Source organism: Janthinobacterium sp. SUN118 (genome assembly GCF_030397695.1).
Classification (GTDB): domain Bacteria; phylum Pseudomonadota; class Gammaproteobacteria; order Burkholderiales; family Burkholderiaceae_D; genus Janthinobacterium.
This window is the reverse complement of sequence record NZ_JAPUBV010000001.1, coordinates 3182766-3200903: the sequence shown is the minus strand read 5'-3', so window position 1 is coordinate 3200903 and position 18138 is coordinate 3182766. Positions and strand designations below refer to the sequence as shown.

At 56.6% G+C, this 18138-nt stretch carries 18 protein-coding genes and 2 pseudogenes; 19 read left to right on the top strand and 1 reads right to left on the bottom strand.

The window, feature by feature from the left end; genetic code table 11:
• Positions 1–3: 3 nt before the first annotated feature.
• The 6 genes from O0880_RS14290 (at position 4) to O0880_RS14265 (ending at position 3595) form a co-directional block, all read left to right on the top strand.
• Positions 4–834 (top strand): hypothetical protein, encoded by an 831-nt coding sequence (locus O0880_RS14290; RefSeq protein ID WP_289887059.1) that lies wholly within the window; start codon positions 4–6, stop codon positions 832–834.
• Entirely contained in the window at positions 834–1973 is a 1140-nt protein-coding gene (locus O0880_RS14285) for a tail fiber domain-containing protein (RefSeq protein ID WP_289887058.1), read from the top strand. Before O0880_RS14290 ends, O0880_RS14285 begins: the two co-directional genes overlap by 1 nt.
• A 74-nt stretch (positions 1974–2047) precedes the next feature.
• Complete coding sequence (locus O0880_RS14280) at positions 2048–2476, top strand: hypothetical protein (RefSeq protein WP_289887057.1); 429 nt, start codon at positions 2048–2050, stop codon at positions 2474–2476.
• A complete protein-coding gene (locus O0880_RS14275) occupies positions 2473–2937 on the top strand; it encodes a D-Ala-D-Ala carboxypeptidase family metallohydrolase (RefSeq protein ID WP_289887056.1) in 465 nt (154 codons plus the stop codon). The genes O0880_RS14280 and O0880_RS14275 overlap by 4 nt, the downstream gene beginning before the upstream one ends.
• Positions 2934–3329, top strand: a complete 396-nt coding sequence (locus O0880_RS14270; RefSeq protein ID WP_289887055.1) for a hypothetical protein — start codon at positions 2934–2936, stop codon at positions 3327–3329. Before O0880_RS14275 ends, O0880_RS14270 begins: the two co-directional genes overlap by 4 nt.
• Positions 3326–3595, top strand: coding sequence for a hypothetical protein (locus O0880_RS14265; RefSeq protein ID WP_289887054.1), 270 nt, complete (start codon positions 3326–3328; stop codon positions 3593–3595). The genes O0880_RS14270 and O0880_RS14265 overlap by 4 nt, the downstream gene beginning before the upstream one ends.
• A 28-nt stretch (positions 3596–3623) precedes the next feature.
• Here the strand turns inward: O0880_RS14265 and O0880_RS14260 are convergent, their stop codons facing one another.
• Positions 3624–4016 (bottom strand): hypothetical protein, encoded by a 393-nt coding sequence (locus tag O0880_RS14260; protein WP_289887053.1) that lies wholly within the window; start codon positions 4014–4016, stop codon positions 3624–3626.
• Positions 4017–4386: 370 nt separating this feature from the next.
• Here O0880_RS14260 and O0880_RS14255 point away from each other — a divergent pair.
• The 13 genes and pseudogenes from O0880_RS14255 to O0880_RS28125 form a co-directional block, all read left to right on the top strand.
• Positions 4387–4470, top strand: a pseudogene (locus tag O0880_RS14255) (DNA adenine methylase); the annotation flags it as partial.
• 76 nt (positions 4471–4546) lie between these two features.
• Positions 4547–5440, top strand: a complete 894-nt coding sequence (locus O0880_RS14250; protein WP_289887052.1) for a hypothetical protein — start codon at positions 4547–4549, stop codon at positions 5438–5440.
• Between the two features lie 69 nt (positions 5441–5509).
• On the top strand, positions 5510–6193 hold the full coding sequence (locus O0880_RS14245; RefSeq protein ID WP_289887051.1) for an SOS response-associated peptidase family protein: 684 nt from the start codon (positions 5510–5512) through the stop codon (positions 6191–6193).
• A 128-nt stretch (positions 6194–6321) separates the two neighbouring features.
• Positions 6322–6939: a hypothetical protein gene (locus O0880_RS14240; RefSeq protein WP_289887050.1), complete on the top strand. Its 618-nt coding sequence runs from the start codon at positions 6322–6324 to the stop codon at positions 6937–6939.
• A 338-nt stretch (positions 6940–7277) separates the two neighbouring features.
• Positions 7278–7514 (top strand): hypothetical protein, encoded by a 237-nt coding sequence (locus O0880_RS14235; RefSeq protein WP_289887049.1) that lies wholly within the window; start codon positions 7278–7280, stop codon positions 7512–7514.
• A 160-nt stretch (positions 7515–7674) separates the two neighbouring features.
• A complete protein-coding gene (locus O0880_RS14230; protein ID WP_289887047.1) occupies positions 7675–9045 on the top strand; it encodes a hybrid sensor histidine kinase/response regulator in 1371 nt (456 codons plus the stop codon).
• Positions 9046–9116: 71 nt separating this feature from the next.
• Entirely contained in the window at positions 9117–9530 is a 414-nt protein-coding gene (locus O0880_RS14225) for a hypothetical protein (RefSeq protein WP_289887046.1), read from the top strand.
• Complete coding sequence (locus tag O0880_RS14220; RefSeq protein ID WP_289887045.1) at positions 9530–10975, top strand: ATPase domain-containing protein; 1446 nt, start codon at positions 9530–9532, stop codon at positions 10973–10975. Before O0880_RS14225 ends, O0880_RS14220 begins: the two co-directional genes overlap by 1 nt.
• Before the next feature lie 344 nt (positions 10976–11319).
• On the top strand, positions 11320–11688 hold the full coding sequence (locus tag O0880_RS14215; protein ID WP_289887044.1) for a response regulator: 369 nt from the start codon (positions 11320–11322) through the stop codon (positions 11686–11688).
• 217 nt (positions 11689–11905) lie between these two features.
• Positions 11906–13366 carry an IMP dehydrogenase gene (guaB, locus tag O0880_RS14210; RefSeq protein WP_071324007.1) on the top strand — a complete coding sequence of 487 codons (1461 nt, stop codon included), beginning with the start codon at positions 11906–11908 and terminating at the stop codon, positions 13364–13366.
• Positions 13367–13436: 70 nt separating this feature from the next.
• Positions 13437–15047: a glutamine-hydrolyzing GMP synthase gene (guaA, locus tag O0880_RS14205; RefSeq protein WP_071324006.1), complete on the top strand. Its 1611-nt coding sequence runs from the start codon at positions 13437–13439 to the stop codon at positions 15045–15047.
• Between the two features lie 260 nt (positions 15048–15307).
• Complete coding sequence (locus tag O0880_RS14200; protein ID WP_289887043.1) at positions 15308–17080, top strand: ShlB/FhaC/HecB family hemolysin secretion/activation protein; 1773 nt, start codon at positions 15308–15310, stop codon at positions 17078–17080.
• Positions 17081–17162: 82 nt separating this feature from the next.
• A pseudogene (locus O0880_RS28125) lies at positions 17163–18125 on the top strand (filamentous hemagglutinin N-terminal domain-containing protein); the annotation flags it as partial.
• Positions 18126–18138 lie beyond the last annotated feature (13 nt).

Here is an 18138-nt window from a genome sequence, read left to right as displayed (position 1 = left end):
CCGATGGCAAATCTTCGCATCATTCATGACAATGTGGCCGACCGCGCCGTGCTTACCGCCTCCAGCCAGGCCGGCGCGCTCGGTCCGGCCAACCTGCAGCGCGAACGCAAGTCCGCAGTGCTGCGCTCGGCGGGCACGACGCTGACTATCACGGCGACGCTGCCGCTGGGCGAAATTGTCGGCGGCGTGGTCCTGCCTTTCTGCAACCTGACCTCGAATGCCAAGATCCGTGTGCGGGGCTTTGCTGCGCCAGGCGACGCCGTGCCGGTGATCGATACCGGCCTGGTCCTGGCGTGCGCCTATGCGCCGCTGGGCGCCTGGGACTGGGGCGCCACAGCCATGGCAGTGAATGCCTTTTCCTTTGGCGGCGGCGCCTATGCGCGGGCCTGGTTCCCGCGCACGACGGCGCGCCAATTCGTCATCGACCTCACTGATCCCGCCAATCCCGCCGGCTACATCGAATGCTCGCGCCTGGTGATGGGGAACTACTGGGAGCCTGAAAACAACGCCAGCTACGGCGCCAGCGTGACGCCGCTCGACACGTCGACGCTATACCGGACGGCCGCAGGCGAGCAGCGCGTTGCCGTCGGCAGCGCCTACCGCAAGCTGTCGCTGCCGCTCGAGCACATGACGCCGCGGGACCGCGCCGCCGTGTGGCGCCTGGTGCGCGGTAACGGCAAGCGCAGGCCAATTCTGGTGAGCCTGTTCCCAGGAGATGTCGATCCGGAGCTGGAACAAGCCCACCAGCTATATGGCCGACTCAGCGACCTGGCCGCCATTTCGACGCCATATTTTGAAACCTATGCAACATCGCTTGAAATCGAGGAATTGTAATGGCAGACATCTTTTATCCCGGCATGCCGGACTGGCTCGACGCGCTCAATTTGCTGGCGAAGGGGCAGCTGCAGCCAATTCAGGCCGACTGGACCGCAGCGCCTGGCTCGCTGCGGCAAATCTTGAACAAGCCCTTGCTGGCGGCCGTGGCCACTTCGGGCAATAAAGGCGACGTGGGCCTTGGGGCTGTCGACAATACTAGCGATGCCAACAAACCGGTATCGATCAAGCAACAGGAAGCGTTGGACGGAAAGGCACGTAAAGGCTACAAGGGTGATGTTGGCCTGTCCAATGTGGACAATACCAGCGATGCCAACAAACCGGTCTCGCTCGAGCAACAGTCAGCGATCAGTTTGAAAGCGAATGCGGCAAATCCGAACACTACAGGTACTTGGTCGCATTCTGGAGGGGCACTCTCCTTAAACTCGAATGCCTCTATCTGGGCTGTATTCAAATCGAACCTTGTTGCAACTTCCTACATGGCATTTATAAAAGGCGGTGGCGAGCTGCAAATTGGGTATGTCGGCTCGGATGGTGGGGCGCTGATAGCTGGCGGCACCGGCGAAAATTTTGTGGTCCGTGGCACGAGCCATTTGGTTTTAGCATCGGACGGCGGGGTAGTTCGTCCGAGTTTCGACACATCACACAATCTTGGCCTATCCAATTATCGCTGGGGGAATTCCTATTTTTCAGTCGCTCCAACCATCACCTCGGATGCGCGCGAGAAGGACGCATTTCGCTCGCTCGGATCCGTGGAGATTGCGGCGGCCACCGATCTGGCAAGGGCGATTGGAGTCTATCGCTGGAAAACCGCCATAGCGCTGAAGGGGAACGGCGCCCGCGAGCACATCGGGCCGACCGTCCAGGACGTGATACAGATCATGGAGTCGCACGGTCTCGACCCGTTCAATTATGGATTCATCTGCCACGACTCGTGGGAGGGTGAAGTCATCGAGCATGCGGCCATCGAGGCGACAGACGACCGGGAAATGCGGGCTGCCTGGACGGAAACGATTCCCGCTGGCGACCGCTACGCATTCCGCTATGACGAGTTGAACCAGTTTATCGCAGCTGGATTGGCGGCGCGCCAGACCGATATCGAGGCCCGGCTCGCCGCCCTGGAAAGCGTGGTTCCATAATTTCATATCGTTCAATCGTAGCAATCCAGCCGCCTTCGGGCGGTTTTTTCATTTCCACTACCTGAAAGGCATTCATGGCCATCGAAACGACCGCCGCCGGCGGCGCACTGATTAAAATTTTTGGCATCCCGGTCCTGGCCGGCGCTGCTGCAACCTCACTGGGATTCATGTTCATGTGGCCAAAAACTGCCAAGGAAGCGGGCGTGCGCTTCTTCGTCACCATTCTCTTTTCCGCCCTGATGGGCCCGGCCCTGGTCGTGGTCGTGCGCAATTGGATGCCGGGCCTGTTCGACAGCGCGCGCGCCGTCGCCGTACTCTACGGCAGCGACCCGGCGCTGGGCTTCCTGTTCATCGCCGCGCCGTTGATGGTGGCCGCCGGATTGCCGGCCTGGTGGGTGCTGGGCGCCACGGTGCGCTGGCTTGACAACCGCAAAGACAAGGACATCGGCGAGCTGGCGCGCGACGCGGCCGCAATCGTCAAGGACGTGCGGGGTGGCCTGTGAACCTCACCAAGAACTTCACCCTACAGGAACTGACTGCTTCGGACTGGGCCGCCCGCCATGGTGCCGACAACACGCCGACGCCGGCCGTGATGGCGGAATTGCAGTGCACGGCCGAGCTGCTGCAGCGCATCCGCAATTACCTGACGGCTTGCGCTGGCATCGACACGCCGCTGACCAACATCAGCGGCTACCGCTCGATTCCAGTGAATCGTGGCATCGGCAGCAGCGATGGCAGCGACCATGTGCGCGGCTGCGCAGCTGATTTCAAGGCGCTGCGCATGACGCCATACCAAGTATGTCAGGCGCTTCTGCCGAAATTGGACGAGTTCGGCATCGGGCAGATCATCAACGAGCTGACCTGGGTGCATGTCAGCACAAAGATGGTGGCCAAGCCGATCAACCGCATCATCACCATCGACCGCCACGGCACGCGCGCTGGTATCTTGCAGGTGCGGCCTTGAGCGCCCTGGGCGCGTTGGCGGCCGGCGTCGTCAGTGGGATCTGGAAGGCGGTCGCCATCGTACTGGCCGCCGCGCTGCTGCTGGTGGCCAGCTCCACTGGGACCGGCTGGTGGCTGGCCGCTGGCGACCGTGCCGCCGCGCGCGCTGCGCTGGTGCAGGAGCAGGGCGTCAGCGCGCAACTGCGCGCATCGATCACCGAGCAAAATCGCGCCATCGATGGGATGGCCGCCGCCACGCTGGCGGCGCAGGAGCGCGGCACTGCGGCGCGGGCGGCTGCCGTTGCCACGGGCCGGAAGTACGACGCGGCCCTGGCACGGATCACTGGCGCGCGTGCCACGACTTGCGACGAGGCCATGCCGGCCGTGAGGCTGCTGCTGGAGGGCGTGCGATGAAAATCGGCAACTTGACCAAATTGGCAGGTTTGGCTGTCGTGGTGCTGTCGGCTGGCTGCGCCAGCGCGCCGACAACCCCCGTGCGCGTCGAGATTCCAGTATTTACACCATGTGTAAAGGTAGCGCCGCAGCGCCCAGCCTACGAATTCGACGGGCTGACGTCGGTGGCAACAGACGGTGAAATGGTCTTGGCGCTGGCACGGGACTGGTCGCGCGGCCGGAGGTATGAGGCAGACTTGGAAGTTGTGTTGGCTGGCTGTCTTTAGAAAGACTGATAAGTTGGGGGTAACAGTCTTAACGTCGGGTTAGCAGAGCTGCCCAAGAAGCAGGGGAAGCGCGAGGTGGTGGTGGGGGCGCCGCAGCGGCCGCTGCAGCCGCTGCCGCCGCAGCATTAGCTGCCGCTGCTGCTGCGGCAGCCTGTTGGACAGTTAAATTTGCATTGCAATTTGCAATTCTGGTTTGCAAAAAATTTATGGCATTTTGATGACCTGCATCCCTTGGGATGCCGAGTCTTGTCACGAGGGCTGTCGACGCAGTCCGGCCATTAATTGCTAATTGATAAGAATTCTTCGCTTGTTGATAGCGCGCCGCGCCGAAATGTACATCGCCTGCGGCTTCATCAGCGTGATAACGCTGAACGATCGCTGCATTCCTATCCAAATCGGCTTGGTCTTCTGGGCGTGGCATAACGTTGTCCTTTGGTGGCTTTTTTTATAACGAGTTGTTATACGTCAGTAATCGAAGTTCGCATCCAACTTGAATGGAATTGCCTCCTCTGGCCTAAGTGAATAGTAGGTGAGATTTTTCAAGTAACACAAGTAACAATTGCAGGTGCAGAAGCGCAATTGCCCCCCGCTTTTATAGAATGCAAGGGCAGTAGCCGCATGCCGGGTACTTTATTTTTATTGGGATAAGCACAGTGGTGGCTGTAGGAATATATCGGTTGTCGCTGCGTCAACTGCGACAACCGATTTCGGTGCGGGTCAAGCCAGTGACCCAAGTAGGCTTGGATTGCCTCATGGGAGGAATTCGACTCTACCATTAGGAGGTACACATTTTGGCATTTCCCATCATCCCCTGGATCGGCGGCAAGCGACGCCTGGCCGACCGCATCATCCCTCAATTTCCATCGCATATCTGCAGAGGAATCGTGTAAAAAAATGACCGTTGAGGTAAACTTGTATTATGATACTTGAATGTCTTAATTGGATAATAAAATGTCAATATCTGAACTTCCTGAAAATATACTTAATACAATTAAAAATCGATTCAATAATACATTTTTGGCTTCAGCTATAATTTCTTGGCCGATAATTAATTATAAGTTGATGCTTGTGTTGTTTGGGGATGGAAAGTATTCCGAGAAGATTGATTTCATCGATGATGTTCTATATTCTGCCTATCCTTTTAAATGGGTTGTTTGTCTCTTTGTGTTTCCAATGGTGGTAGGTTTTATTTATTGGCGTTGGTATCCATTTTTTGATACGGCAATTTCAAAATATACAATCCAGAAATCAATTGGGAAGGCTGAAATGATTCTTGCAGAGGAAAGGAAGATTCCATTCGATCGTGACGAGCAAGTGACATACTTTAAGAATTATGAGGCCGAAAAGGATATTTGGAAGAAGGCATTGCAGGAGGCAAATAAAATCGCAAGTAAACAACAAGAAAAATCGAGGAATGTTGAAAATGATCTCGCTGGAAAATGGAAGTCAAATACTTTAAAGTTGTTCGCCATGATGTGTGATATCAAGCCGGATGAAATTTACGCTTTGAAAAAGGCATTTTCCCATAATGACGAGCAAATCCCTCCCGTTGAAATTCTTGCTAAAATAAAAAATTATCAATATTATGATCAAATGAAATATGTTGCGAAAGAGTCGATTAATATTCCAAGCTCCTCTTTAAGTGGGAGGAGAGAAGTTAGTGTAACTTGGCTTAAAAATAATACTTCTGTGCAAGATGATCATGAGGGGTTTTTTTTGGAAATTCTTTGGGCGTTAGAAATTATAATTCTTGAAAGGTATAGTCCGATAACTTATATTGCGTTAGATAATCATAGGCTCGGAAAAATAAACATGGTATTTGATACTATAGATGCGGCACCATGAGTTTTTTTGCAAACTAAAGCCTAAAATAGCCAAGAATTTTTTTGAAATTGTTGCATAACAAATGCTTTTATGTGCGCCGACTATACCCCCAGCCGTAAAGAGCAAATTGAAGGCCACTTCGGTGTTCGCTCACATCAACTCGACCTGCCGCCCGAGGCATGGCCCGGTTATATGACACCCATCCTGCGTGGCTCGCATGAGGCGCCCGATGAACTGGAAATCGCCCCTGCGATGTTCGGCATGGTGCCGCACTGGGCTGACCTTAAGCTCGCTCGGCAGACCTACAACGCGCGTACCGAGACGGTGGCCAGTAAGCCATCCTTCCGCAACGCCTGGAAGCGCAAGCAGTTCTGCATCATCCCGGCTGCCAACTTCTTCGAACCCAACTACGAAACTGGCAAGCCTGTGCGTTGGCGCATTGAGCGCGCCGACGGCGGCCCGGTGTCCATCGCAGGAATATGGGAGTACCGCCCAGCTGATCAGTTGCTCTCGTTCTCGATGCTGACGATCAACGCCGACGGGCACCCGTTGATGCAGCGCTTCCACAAGCCCGATGATGAAAAGCGCATGGTGATGATCCTGGACCCTGACCAGTATCAAGGCTGGCTGGACGGCTCGCTGGTTTCGGAAGAGGATGTTTATCGGCAGTATCCTGCCGACCTGCTCGTTGCGCAGCCCGATCCGATGCAGTCTCGAACCCGTGCGAAAGTGCCTGAGCCAGTTACACCCGTGGGGCAGGGCGGGCTCTTCTAGTTACAAATTTCGTCTTCTCGTCGCTTATTTTTGCCAATATACTGTATGTATGTACAGTATATTCGGAGTGCGTGATGAAGGTATGGGCGAAGCGACGGCGAGAGGGCGGGGCGGCGCTAGGAGCACCCGTGCCGGTGGTCGAGGGTGCCATACTATTGGAGTTGCTGGTGGTCGAAGTCACGCTGGAGGGGAATCGGCGCCCGTCAAAAGTAGCGCGCTTGCAGACGGTAGGTGCGCCGCGTATTCTGGCGCAGCTTGCCAGGCCCAAGCTGGTGCGGGCACAGGGATGGAATCTGGTGCTGAGCGGCATTGAGGCAACGAGGGATGAGTCTGGCCACGCCCGCGAGGTCGCCCAGACCTGGGTGTGCAAACTTTTCGTGCCGGAAAAAGCGATCGGATTCAGGGTCAAGGAACTGTATCGATCCGGAGTAGCGCTACCGAAAAAACTTGCGCGTGAGAGTAGTGGCTCGCGCGGGTTGCTGGCTGTGGCCGACGACTATTCAAATGTGCTACAGCGGCATACCACTTGCGCCGAGCTGCGTAGTCATCAGATTTCCACGTTTCCGGAGGGGCGTTTGATAGACTGTCACATCGAGTGGATGTCGGAAGAGTCGTTCGAGCTGGGAGGCTTGCGATTGCGGGAAGCATTTGAGAGCCGGCCCGAGCAGTTGGAGCGAGGTGGGTGGCTGATCGACATAGACTTCAAAGAACGCGAGCTGTCGAAGAGCGAGGTGCGCATGCATTAGAGTCACTCCTGCACGCCTTTAAGGTCTATCCCATCTTTCATGCAATGATTTCCCGATGACGCCCAGCCGACTACGCGCTGCGTCTGGTCGACCAGCACAACGACTTGGCCGCCGGCGGCCGCGCTGCGATAGTTGAGCAGCAGGTTGTCCTAGTGCTGGTAACTGACGGTATGCTCTAACTGGGGGGCGAGGACAGAGAATTGAATAGGATCAACTTTTTGTTAGTATTTTTTTTGATTGATCAAAATAAGCTGCGTATGGCGGTATGTTGCTGTAATTGTGACTATACTGAATTGGCAAACTTTTTTCATTGATGAATATATTTGTTCGGAGGAAATATGGTTTATGACAATCCTACTATTCACAACGGTTTTACGATTACAGCATTCGCTTGCGAACTTCCTGAGGGATGTTGGCAGGGGCAACTGATACTCAGAAAATGCGGATTCGAGGATGTCGCTGAACCGAATTTGCAAAATCGCGCAACGGAACGTGAAGCTGTACAGTCAGCACTTGCAATGGGCTGGCAAATTGCAAATTATGCAACTCCCGATCGCATTCTGAACGATAAGTAGTTTGAATTTCCCTTTTTTACATGAATGTATAGTATTGTCTCCTGATACAGAAATATGAGTGTTTGCAGCAATTTAGCTGGCGCGCGCGACGATGGCAGAGTGAGCGTCGATGGGCGAAAAGTAGTCTTTTGTCGGCCTCCACAAGCCGTAAATTTTTATCATGCGCTACATTGGACTCCCTACGGACCATGAGAGTGCGCCTCCCCATCTTCCGATTGAGATAGCTGCGTTAAATGCCTTGCACCACAAAGAGGTCAAGCTGCTGCGTGAAACGATCAATCAGTTATTGATCATGGCCAAGATGGAAGTCCAGGAAAAGGATAAATCTGATGCTTTTGCTCTGCGTATCACGCAGTTGCGCGAAGCAAATCAGAATTTGGTGCTGGCGACATTCGGCGCCCAGGATCTTCAAGCATCTGCGGAAGCGGCTACTGTAAGGCAGACAGAATTTCTTGCCATGTTGGCGCATGAGTTGCGCAATCCTTTGCAGCCGATCGCGATGGCCAATGATCTATTAGCCAGAAGAATTGAGGGTGATGCCCAACTGACGCATGTGAATGCCGTAATTGGCCGTCAGGTGGGGCATATGGCCCGATTAATCGACGATTTGCTCGATGCGTCGCGTGTCAGTAGTGGCAAAATTTCACTTCAGCTTCAGCCATTGCACTTGAGCGATATATTTTCAGGCGCTGTTGAAGTCGGCCAGCCGAACATCAACAAACGGCAGCAGATTCTGACGGTCACTTTGCCAAAAGAGCCACTAGCCATCGACGCTGACAGCGTGCGCCTTACCCAAGTTTTCGCGAATCTGATCATAAACGCCAGTAAATTTACGCCCGATTTTGGCCACATTGATATCGTGGCTAAACTAAATGGAGGCATCGTCGAAATTATTGTTAGTGATGACGGTGCAGGCATCGCCCTGGATTTGCAACCATTTATTTTCGATCTGTTCACCCAAGGGTTTCGGTCGCTTGAACGTGCTCAGGGCGGACTTGGCATCGGTCTATCCTTGGTGCGGATTATTACGCAGCTGCATGGGGGAACTGTCGAAGTATTCAGTGCCGGCGTGGGCTTCGGCAGTCAATTTATCTTGAAATTCCCGGTATCCCAGTTGTCGCCACCTATGCCGGAAGCTGTCGAGCATTCATCGCCTGAGATCATCCCGAAGAGAATATTACTGATTGAAGATAATGTGGACGCTGCGGAAATGTTGGCGCTCTTGCTCAGCCATGACGGCCATATGGTCGAGGTTCGGCATGACGGCCCGGCAGGACTGCGGGCGCTGCTGGCTGATCCTTATGACGTCATCGTGTGCGATATTGGTCTTCCAGTTATGGATGGGTATCAGGTGATTAGTTCCGCACGGGCCGGACTTATGGCGCCGCTGCCATGTTTTGTCGCTGCTTCTGGCTATAGCCAGCTTGACCAGTTCAACAGGGCAGTTGAGGCGGGTTTTGATCATTACCTGGTAAAGCCCATCAATATCGATATTTTGTCGAAAATAATCATGGCAACGGCTCTCCGTTAATGTGTGCGGAGTTCTAACGCTTTTGTTCAACATGGTCCAAGCACCGAAAACCGCAGAGAAAAGACCCGATTATGGCCACAGTCCATGAACAGCGGCAGCGCAACATAACGCACGTGCTGTTACGTGACCCAAGTACAGTGGTAGACGTCAGTATTCGCCTTTGGGAACAACTAGCCGCTGAACTGAGCCAGATTATTGGTGAGAGGGGCGTCGAGTCGATGTATGCGCGCAGCCTGCACCAGAGTCAGAAACAGTTCGTTTGGCTGGAGCCCCATCCACCCCAAGCATTGCAATCTGCCATGAGCGCCTTGCGGGCCAGCTTGATGGGACAGTCCAATGCAGTCGCTTGCGAGGCAAGTACAGAGATGATGATGCACTTTATCGATACCCTTATTTTATTAATTGGCGAACTCTTAACGAATAGCATCCTCCTGAAGGCCTGGGGTGATGACGTTGTGATTAATGCTGGAACGGAGCCGAACTAATGAACAAAGTCACCATCCAACGCCTGGCTTCAGGTGTGCCGGGCATGGACGAACTGCTGGGCGGCGGAATACCGGAATACTCCTTTAATCTACTGGCTGGCACACCTGGTAGCGGCAAGACGACTCTAGCTCACCAGATTATGTTTTCACTCGCCACGCAGGAGCGGAAGGCACTTTTTTTCACGGTGCTGGGCGAGCCGCCTCTTAAGATGTTGCGCTATCAACAGCAGTTCCCCTTTTTTGATGTTGACAAAATCAACCAGTCGATCAAGTTTGTCAATCTGTCGGCCGACTTGCTTGATGGTGATTTCGATCGCGTGCTGGCCCGTATTGCTGAAGAGGTCGAGGCGTTTTCTCCCAGTCTAGTCTTCGTCGATTCCTTTCGCTCTGTAGTGCAATCGGCTAAAGATCTGGATACAGGCGCCGCAGGCTTGCAGCATTTTGTGCAGCAGCTAGGGAACCAAATGACGAGTTGGTTGGCAACTACGTTTCTAATTGGAGAGTACTTGGCGCCTGAGGCCGAATCTAGCGCAGTCTTTACCGTCGCCGACGGCATTTTGTGGTTGTCGCAACTCGTGCATCGTGATGCCATGGTACGGAAGATTCAGGTAGTCAAAATGCGTGGGCAAGCGCAAAGCTTAGGCGTGCATACCTTTCGCATCAACGACAATGGCGTAGAAATCTTCTCGCGTGCCGTGCTGAAGTCCAGCGGCATGGAGGCGGTCAGTATTCCGGCTAACGAACGCTTGTCTCTGGGCTTGCCTGAGCTGGACAGTATGATGGGCGGGGGATTGCCGGCTGGATACTCGCTGCTGGTGGTGGGGCCTTCTGGTTCCGGTAAGACAGTGCTGGCAACGCAATTTTTGACAGAGGGCGTTCGTTGTGGCGAGCCCGGAGTGATCGCAGCTTTTGAGAAAAGCCCGAACCAGCTGCTCAGCCACCAATTGAATGAACTCGTCAATTCCGGTCAGATCGGTGTGATTAACACGCGCACCCTAGATTTGTCGCTGGATGAAATTCTGCACGATCTGGTGGGCATGATCACGCGTATGAAGGCGAAGCGCGTAGTCATTGATTCCTTGTCTGGTTTTGAAATGGCGCTGGCTTCCATGTTTCGCGAGGACTTCCGTGAATCGCTGTATCGCCTAGTGGCTGCACTGACTGACATGGGGGTTTCGGTGCTAATGACGGCCGAGCTGGAAGACCAGTACACCGTGCTGCGTTTCAGTTCTTATGGTAACGCTTTCCTGGCTGATGCTATTGTTATGCAGCGCTATATTGAGCTCGAAGGTCAGTTCAAGCGCGTGGTGTCGGTGGTGAAGGTACGCGGTAGCCGCCATAGCAAGGATATCCGCTTCTACGATATCGACGAGCAGGGGATCAAGATGGGTGCTGTATTGAGTGGCTATAGAGGTATTTTGTCTGGGCAGCCAGTATGTATCTGAACGCCTTCCTTCTCGGGAGCCGGCCTGAGCTCACCTGATCTCTGAGCTACTCGCAGTAAAACCTATATACCTATAGAAAATGATTATCAGAACAATTGCTACGGCGTGTTTTTGGCTACTTCTAAAGGGCGTTTTGTCCTACCCTGGCTTGGGAGATAATTGCTGAACTACCAGCATAAGTTGGTGTTAGGATTATTGTTGCAATAGCTATATTCATGATTGCATCAAAGAATGGTTTCATTGGCATAACTTGATCAAGATATATGTTTGTCAGCTGCCCCAAAATTTGCCGGCATCTGCGGATTTCTCGTGCTTCAAGTATGGTTACAAACAGGCTTACTAATATGGCAAATCAGATCCATACGTTGCGAATTTTAGTCGTGGACGATAATCAGGATGCCGCAGATATGATTGCCGAGTTTTTAGTCTTGTGTGGACATGATGCGCATGTTGCCTATAACGGATCCGCTGCAATCGAAGTTGCGAACTTGATTGTGCCTCACGTGCTGTTCCTGGATCTTGGGATGCCAGGGATGTCTGGTCTCGATGTTGCCACCACGCTGAGGGGTTGTGCTGCATTGAGTCATATAAAGCTTGTGGCGCTAACTGCATGGGGAGACGAAGAGACACGTACCAAGGTGAAGCATGCCGGATTTGATCAGCACTTGTTGAAGCCCGCATGCCTCGATGACATTTTGAAGTCCTTGAGCTAGTTGCATACCTGACACTTCAGGGCAAGGCAGGACCGTGTCAAAGTTGCTGTAAAACGAGGGCGAAATTTGGGCGAAAACACAGACTTTTCTAGACTTTCCCAGACTTTTTGGGGGAAGCCAAAACGGCATTCCCACTATGTCTACAGCGGTTTGCGAATGTTTAAGACAGGAGTCAAGAATTTCTGTATAATCTGCTTTTGCGCCAATAGGAAATGCTATGCGTCTACTTCAAAAAGCACTCACATTCGATGACGTGCTGCTCGTCCCAGCCTACTCCAACGTTCTGCCCGCCGATACGTCCCTCAAAACTCGCCTGACCCGCAATATCACCTTGAATATTCCCTTGCTGTCCGCAGCCATGGATACGGTGACGGAAGCCCGCCTCGCGATCGCGATGGCCCAGGAAGGCGGCATCGGCATCATTCACAAGAATTTGAATCCGAAAGACCAGGCGCGTGAAGTGGCCCGCGTCAAGCGTTTCGAAGCTGGCGTGCTGCGCGATCCGATCACGATTCCGCCAGACATGAAAATCCGCGACGTCATCGCGCTGACGGAACAATACGGCATCAGCGGTTTCCCTGTCGTCAAGGGCAAGGAAGTGGTCGGCATCATCACCAACCGCGACTTGCGCTTTGAACAGGAACTCGACGCCGAAGCATCGGCCAAGATGACGCCGCGCGACAAGCTCGTGTACGTCAAGGAAGGTGCCGATACGGCCGAAGCCAAGCGCCTGATGAACAAGCATCGCCTCGAGCGCGTGCTGGTGGTCAACGACGCATTCGAACTGCGTGGTTTGATCACCGTCAAGGATATCCAGAAGTCGACTTCGCACCCGTTCGCGTCGAAAGACAGCCAGGGCAAATTGCTGGTCGGCGCTGCTGTCGGCGTGGGCGCCAAGGATGAAGAGCGCATCGACCTGCTGGTCGCCGCCGGCGTCGATGTGCTGGTGGTCGACACGGCCCACGGCCACTCGCAAGGCATCCTCGACCGCGTCAAGTGGATCAAGACCAAGTATCCGCACGTGGAAGTGATCGGCGGCAATATCGCTACCGCCGCTGCCGCCAAGGCGCTGGTCGAATACGGCGCCGACGCGGTCAAGGTCGGCATCGGTCCCGGCTCGATCTGCACCACGCGTATCGTCGCCGGCGTGGGCGTGCCGCAAATCACGGCCATCTCGAACGTGGCCGAGGCACTGGAAGGCACGGGCGTGCCATGTATCGCCGACGGCGGTATCCGCTTCTCGGGCGACATCTCGAAAGCGCTGGCCGCTGGCGCCTCGACCGTCATGATGGGTTCCATGTTTGCCGGTACGGAAGAAGCACCAGGCGAAGTGATCCTGTACCAGGGCCGCAGCTACAAGTCCTACCGCGGCATGGGTTCGCTGGGCGCGATGTCCGATGGTTCGGCTGACCGTTATTTCCAGGACGCCACCATGAAGGCCGACAAGTTCGTGCCTGAAGGTATCGAAGGCCGCGTCGCCTACAAGGGCAGCGTGCTGGCGATTATCTTCCAGCTGGTGGGCGGCGTGCGTCAATCGATGGGTTACTGCGGTTGCGCCACCATCGACGAGCTGCGCGAGAAGGCGGAATTCGTGGAAATCACCTCGGCCGGCATGCGCGAGTCGCATGTCCATGATGTGCAGATCACGAAAGAAGCGCCAAATTATCGCTCCGAGTAAGCGGTAACGAAAGTCCAGACCGGCGCCCAGTGCGCCGGTTTTGCAATTGACCCTGAATAAAGCTCCGACCATGCATTCTAAAATCCTTATTCTCGATTTCGGCTCCCAAGTCACCCAGCTGATCGCCCGCCGCGTGCGCGATTCCGGCGTGTTTTCCGAAGTCTTCCCCTACGACGTCAGCGACGAATTCGTGCGCAACTATGGCGCCGCCGGCGTGATTCTGTCGGGCAGCCACAATTCCACCTTGGAAGGCGATTCGCCGCGCGCACCGCAAGCCGTGTTCGAGCTGGGCGTGCCCGTGCTGGGCATTTGCTACGGCATGCAAACCATGGCGGCCCAGCTGGGCGGCAAAGTGGAAAACGGCCTGGTGCGTGAATTCGGCTACGCCGAGGTGCGTGCCCGCAGCCACACCAAATTGCTGAACGGCATTGCTGATTTCGTCACTGACGAAGGCCACGGCATGCTGAAAGTGTGGATGAGCCATGGCGACAAGGTGCTGGACATGCCGCCAGGCTTCAAGCTGATGGGCAACACCCCGAGCTGCCCGATCGCCGCCATGGCGGACGAAGAGCGCCAGTTCTACGGCGTGCAATTCCACCCGGAAGTGACGCACACGGTACAGGGCAAGGCCATCATCGGCCGTTTCGTGCATGAAATCTGCGGTTGCAAGTCGGACTGGAACATGCCCGACTACATCAGCGAAGCGGTGGAAAAGATCCGCGCGCAAGTCGGTACCGATGAAGTCATCCTGGGCCTGTCCGGCGGCGTCGATTCGTCCGTCGCGGCCGCGCTGATCCACCGCGCCATCGGCGATCAGCTGACCTGCGTCTTCGTCGACCACGGCCTGCTGCGCCTGGACGAAGGCAAGATGGTGATGGACATGTTCGCCAAGAACCTGGGCGTGAAAGTCATCCGCATCGACGCGGAAGACCAGTTCATGGGCCATCTGGCCGGCGTGGCCGACCCTGAGCAGAAGCGCAAGATCATCGGCCGCGAGTTCGTCGAAGTGTTCCAGGTCGAATCGGGCAAGCTGGTCAACGCCAAATGGCTGGCGCAAGGCACGATCTATCCGGACGTGATCGAATCGGCCGGTAAAGGCAAGAAGGGCCAGACGATCAAGAGCCACCACAACGTGGGCGGCTTGCCGGACACCATGAAGCTCAAACTGCTCGAGCCCCTGCGCGAACTGTTCAAGGATGAAGTGCGCAAGCTGGGCGTGGCCCTGGGCTTGCCGCATGACATGGTGTATCGCCACCCGTTCCCGGGCCCGGGCCTGGGCGTGCGCATCCTCGGTGAAGTCAAGAAAGAGTTCGCCGACCTGCTGCGCCGCGCCGACGCCATCTTCATCGAAGAGCTGCGCAACACGCCATACGAATTCGTTGCCGGGCAGGCCGTCGATCCGGACGCGCTGCCAGCAAACTGGTACGAAGCGACCAGCCAGGCGTTCGCCGTCTTCCTGCCCGTCAAATCGGTGGGCGTGATGGGCGATGGCCGCACCTATGAATACGTAGTGGCTTTGCGCGCCGTGCAGACGCAAGACTTCATGACGGCTCACTGGGCCCACCTGCCGCACAGCCTGCTTGGCAAGGTCTCGAACCGCATCATCAACGAAGTGCGCGGCATTAACCGCGTTGTCTACGATATTTCCGGCAAACCACCGGCGACCATCGAGTGGGAATAAGTTTCCATTATAAAATTTCCTGTTCTTGCTGATTAGGTAAGCCAAAGCCCTGTTTTTACAGGGCTTTTTTTATGGCCTCGATGCCGGGGCTCCCATTGCCCGTGCTGCTGCCACAAGGCGGCGCATCTGTTTACTAGTGGTAATTGGATAGTTGAAAGGCAGTTACCAAAGAGGTAAAGTTCTCAATAAATAAATACTGTTGCCATATAGAAATATATATTTTATAATTTCCTTACATAAATAATTATTTAAGGCAACATATGCACCTGCGCTTGACGCCATGGTGCGGTGTATTTTTGTTTAGCGGCACCCTGTGTGCCGCCGTGTCCGCGCAGACCCGTCCTGAAATCGCGCCGCCCCTTCCCAATCCGCCTGGCGCCAGCCAGCGCGACGATGCCAGCCAAGAATTAATCCGCCAGCAAGAGCGCGAGCGCTTCCTGCGCCAGCAGCAGGAACGCACGCCCGACGTGCGCCTGCTCGAGGCGCCCGCAGCCGCCTCCGCCAACCGCCTGCCTTCAGGCGAAGCGCCATGCTTTACCATCGACCGTCTGGAATTGCGGGGCGAGGATGCCGCGCAGTTCCAGTGGGCGCTGGCCGCCGCCGGGCGCGACGACCTCGGTGCGCCGGACTCCGCGCTGGGGCGCTGCCTGGGCACGCAGGCCATCAATGTACTGATGGGGCGGCTGCAGAACGCCATCATCGCACGCGGCTACGTCACCACGCGCGTGCTGGCCGAACCGCAGGACTTGAGCAAGGGTACTTTGGCCTTGAGCGTGATACCGGGGCGCATCCGCCAGATCGGCTTTGCGCCCGGCACCAATCCCCGCGCCACCTGGTGGAATGCCGTGCCGGCGCGGCCGGGCGACTTGCTCAATGTGCGCGATACGGAACAGGCGCTGGAAAACTTCAAGCGCGTGCCGACGGCCGAAGCCGATATCCAGATCATGCCGGCCGAGGGTGGCAACGCGAAGCCGGGCGAGAGCGACCTGCAGATCCAGTGGAAGCAGGGTTTGCCATTCCGCCTGGCGCTGGGCCTCGACGATGGCGGTTCGCGCTCGACGGGCAAGCTGCAGGGCAGCGTGACCCTGTCGTATGACCACTGGCTGACTCTGAACGACCTGTTTTACCTGAGTCTGAACCAGAACGTCGACGGCGACCGCGACGGTCCGCGCGGCACGGCCGGCATGGTGGCGCATTATTCGATTCCCTACGCCTACTGGCTGCTGGCTTTCACGGCCAGCGACAGCCATTACCACCAGTCCGTGGCCGGCATCAGCCAGGACTACAACTACAGCGGCGCCAGCCAAAACAAGGAAGTGAAACTGTCGCGCCTGGTGTACCGCGATGCCTCGCGCAAGACGACGGTGTCGCTACGGGGCTGGCAGCGTTCCGCGCAGAACTTCATCGACGATACGGAGGTGGAAGTGCAGCGCCGCCGCATGGCCGGCTGGGAGCTGGGTATCGGCCACCGTGAATTCCTCGGTCAAGCCACCCTGGACCTGAATCTGCAATACCGGCGCGGCACGGGCGCCATGCACGCGATGGCGGCGCCCGAGGAAGCGTTTGGCGAAGGCACGTCGCGCTTCAAGCTGATCCTGGCCGACGCGGCCCTGTCGGCGCCGTTCCAGGTCGCCGGCCAGCCGCTGCGTTACTCCGGCAGCTGGCGCATGCAGCACAACCGCACGCCGCTGGTGCCGCAAGACCGCTTTGCGATTGGCGGGCGCTACACGGTGCGCGGCTATGACGGCGAAAGCAGCTTGTCGGCCGAACGTGGCTGGCTGCTGCGCAACGAAATCGGCATGCCGCTGGGCAGCAGCGGCCAGGAGGCGTATGCCGGGCTTGATCACGGCGAAGTATCGGGGCCGTCCGCCGAATGGCTGATCGCGCGCCGTCTGACGGGTGCTTTCGTCGGCTTGCGCGGCCAGTGGCTGGGCGTGCAGTACGACGCCTTTGTCGGCTGGCCCGTGCACAAGCCCGAACTGTTCCGCACGGCCAGCCATACGGCCGGTTTCAGCCTGAACGCCAGCTATTAAAAATAACACGATGAGACGCCGCCACCCGCCAGCCGTTCTCTTCTCCCCATATCGCATTAATTGATTGTCATTAGGACATTTCATGAACAAGAACCTGTACCGCATCATCTTCAACAAACGCCGTGGCCAACTGATGGTCGTCGCCGAAAACGCTTCGTCGCAAGGCAAGGCGGCCAAGGGAGAAGGTGGCCTGGACAGCGGCGTGTTTGAAGGCGATGGCGGTGCCGGGCTAAGTTTAAGTGTGAATGGCCGCTTGCGGCCGCTGGCGCTGGCCGTATTCGGGGCGCTGGGCATGGTGACCTTCGTCGCGGGACCTGCCATGGGGCAGATCGTGGCCGATCCGAACGCGCCGGGCCGCCAGCGCCCGACCGTGGTGCAAAGCGCCAACGGCGTGACGCAAGTCAATATCCAGACGCCGAGCGCGGCAGGCGTATCGCGCAACACCTACAGCCAGTTCGACGTGACGGCGAATGGCGCCATCCTCAACAACAGCCGCGGCAACGTGCAGACGCAGACGGGCGGCTGGGTGCAAGGCAATCCATGGCTGGCGGGCGGCAGCGCGCGCGTGATCCTCAACGAAGTCAATTCGGCCAACCCCAGCCAGCTGCGCGGCTATGTCGAGGTGGCGGGGCAGCGTGCCGAAGTCGTCATCGCCAATCCGGCCGGCGTGAGCGTCGATGGCGGCGGCTTCATCAATGCCAGCCGGGTCGTGCTGACGACGGGCACGCCGATTCTCAATGGCGGCAGCCTGGACGGCTACATGGTGCAGCGTGGGGTAGTGACCATCAACGGCCGGGGCCTGGATACGTCGCTGAGCGACTATACGGCGATCCTGGCGCGCGCCGCGCAGATCAACGGCGGCATCTGGGCGCAGGAATTGAAAGTGGTGACGGGGACGAACCAGATCGACGCGGCGCATGGCGTGGCGGGCGCAGCGTCTGGCGTGGGGCCGGCCGCCACGTATGCGCTGGACGTGGCACAGCTGGGCGGCATGTACGCGGGCAAGATCACCCTGGTCGGCACGGAAGCAGGCCTGGGCGTGCGCAACGCGGGCGTGT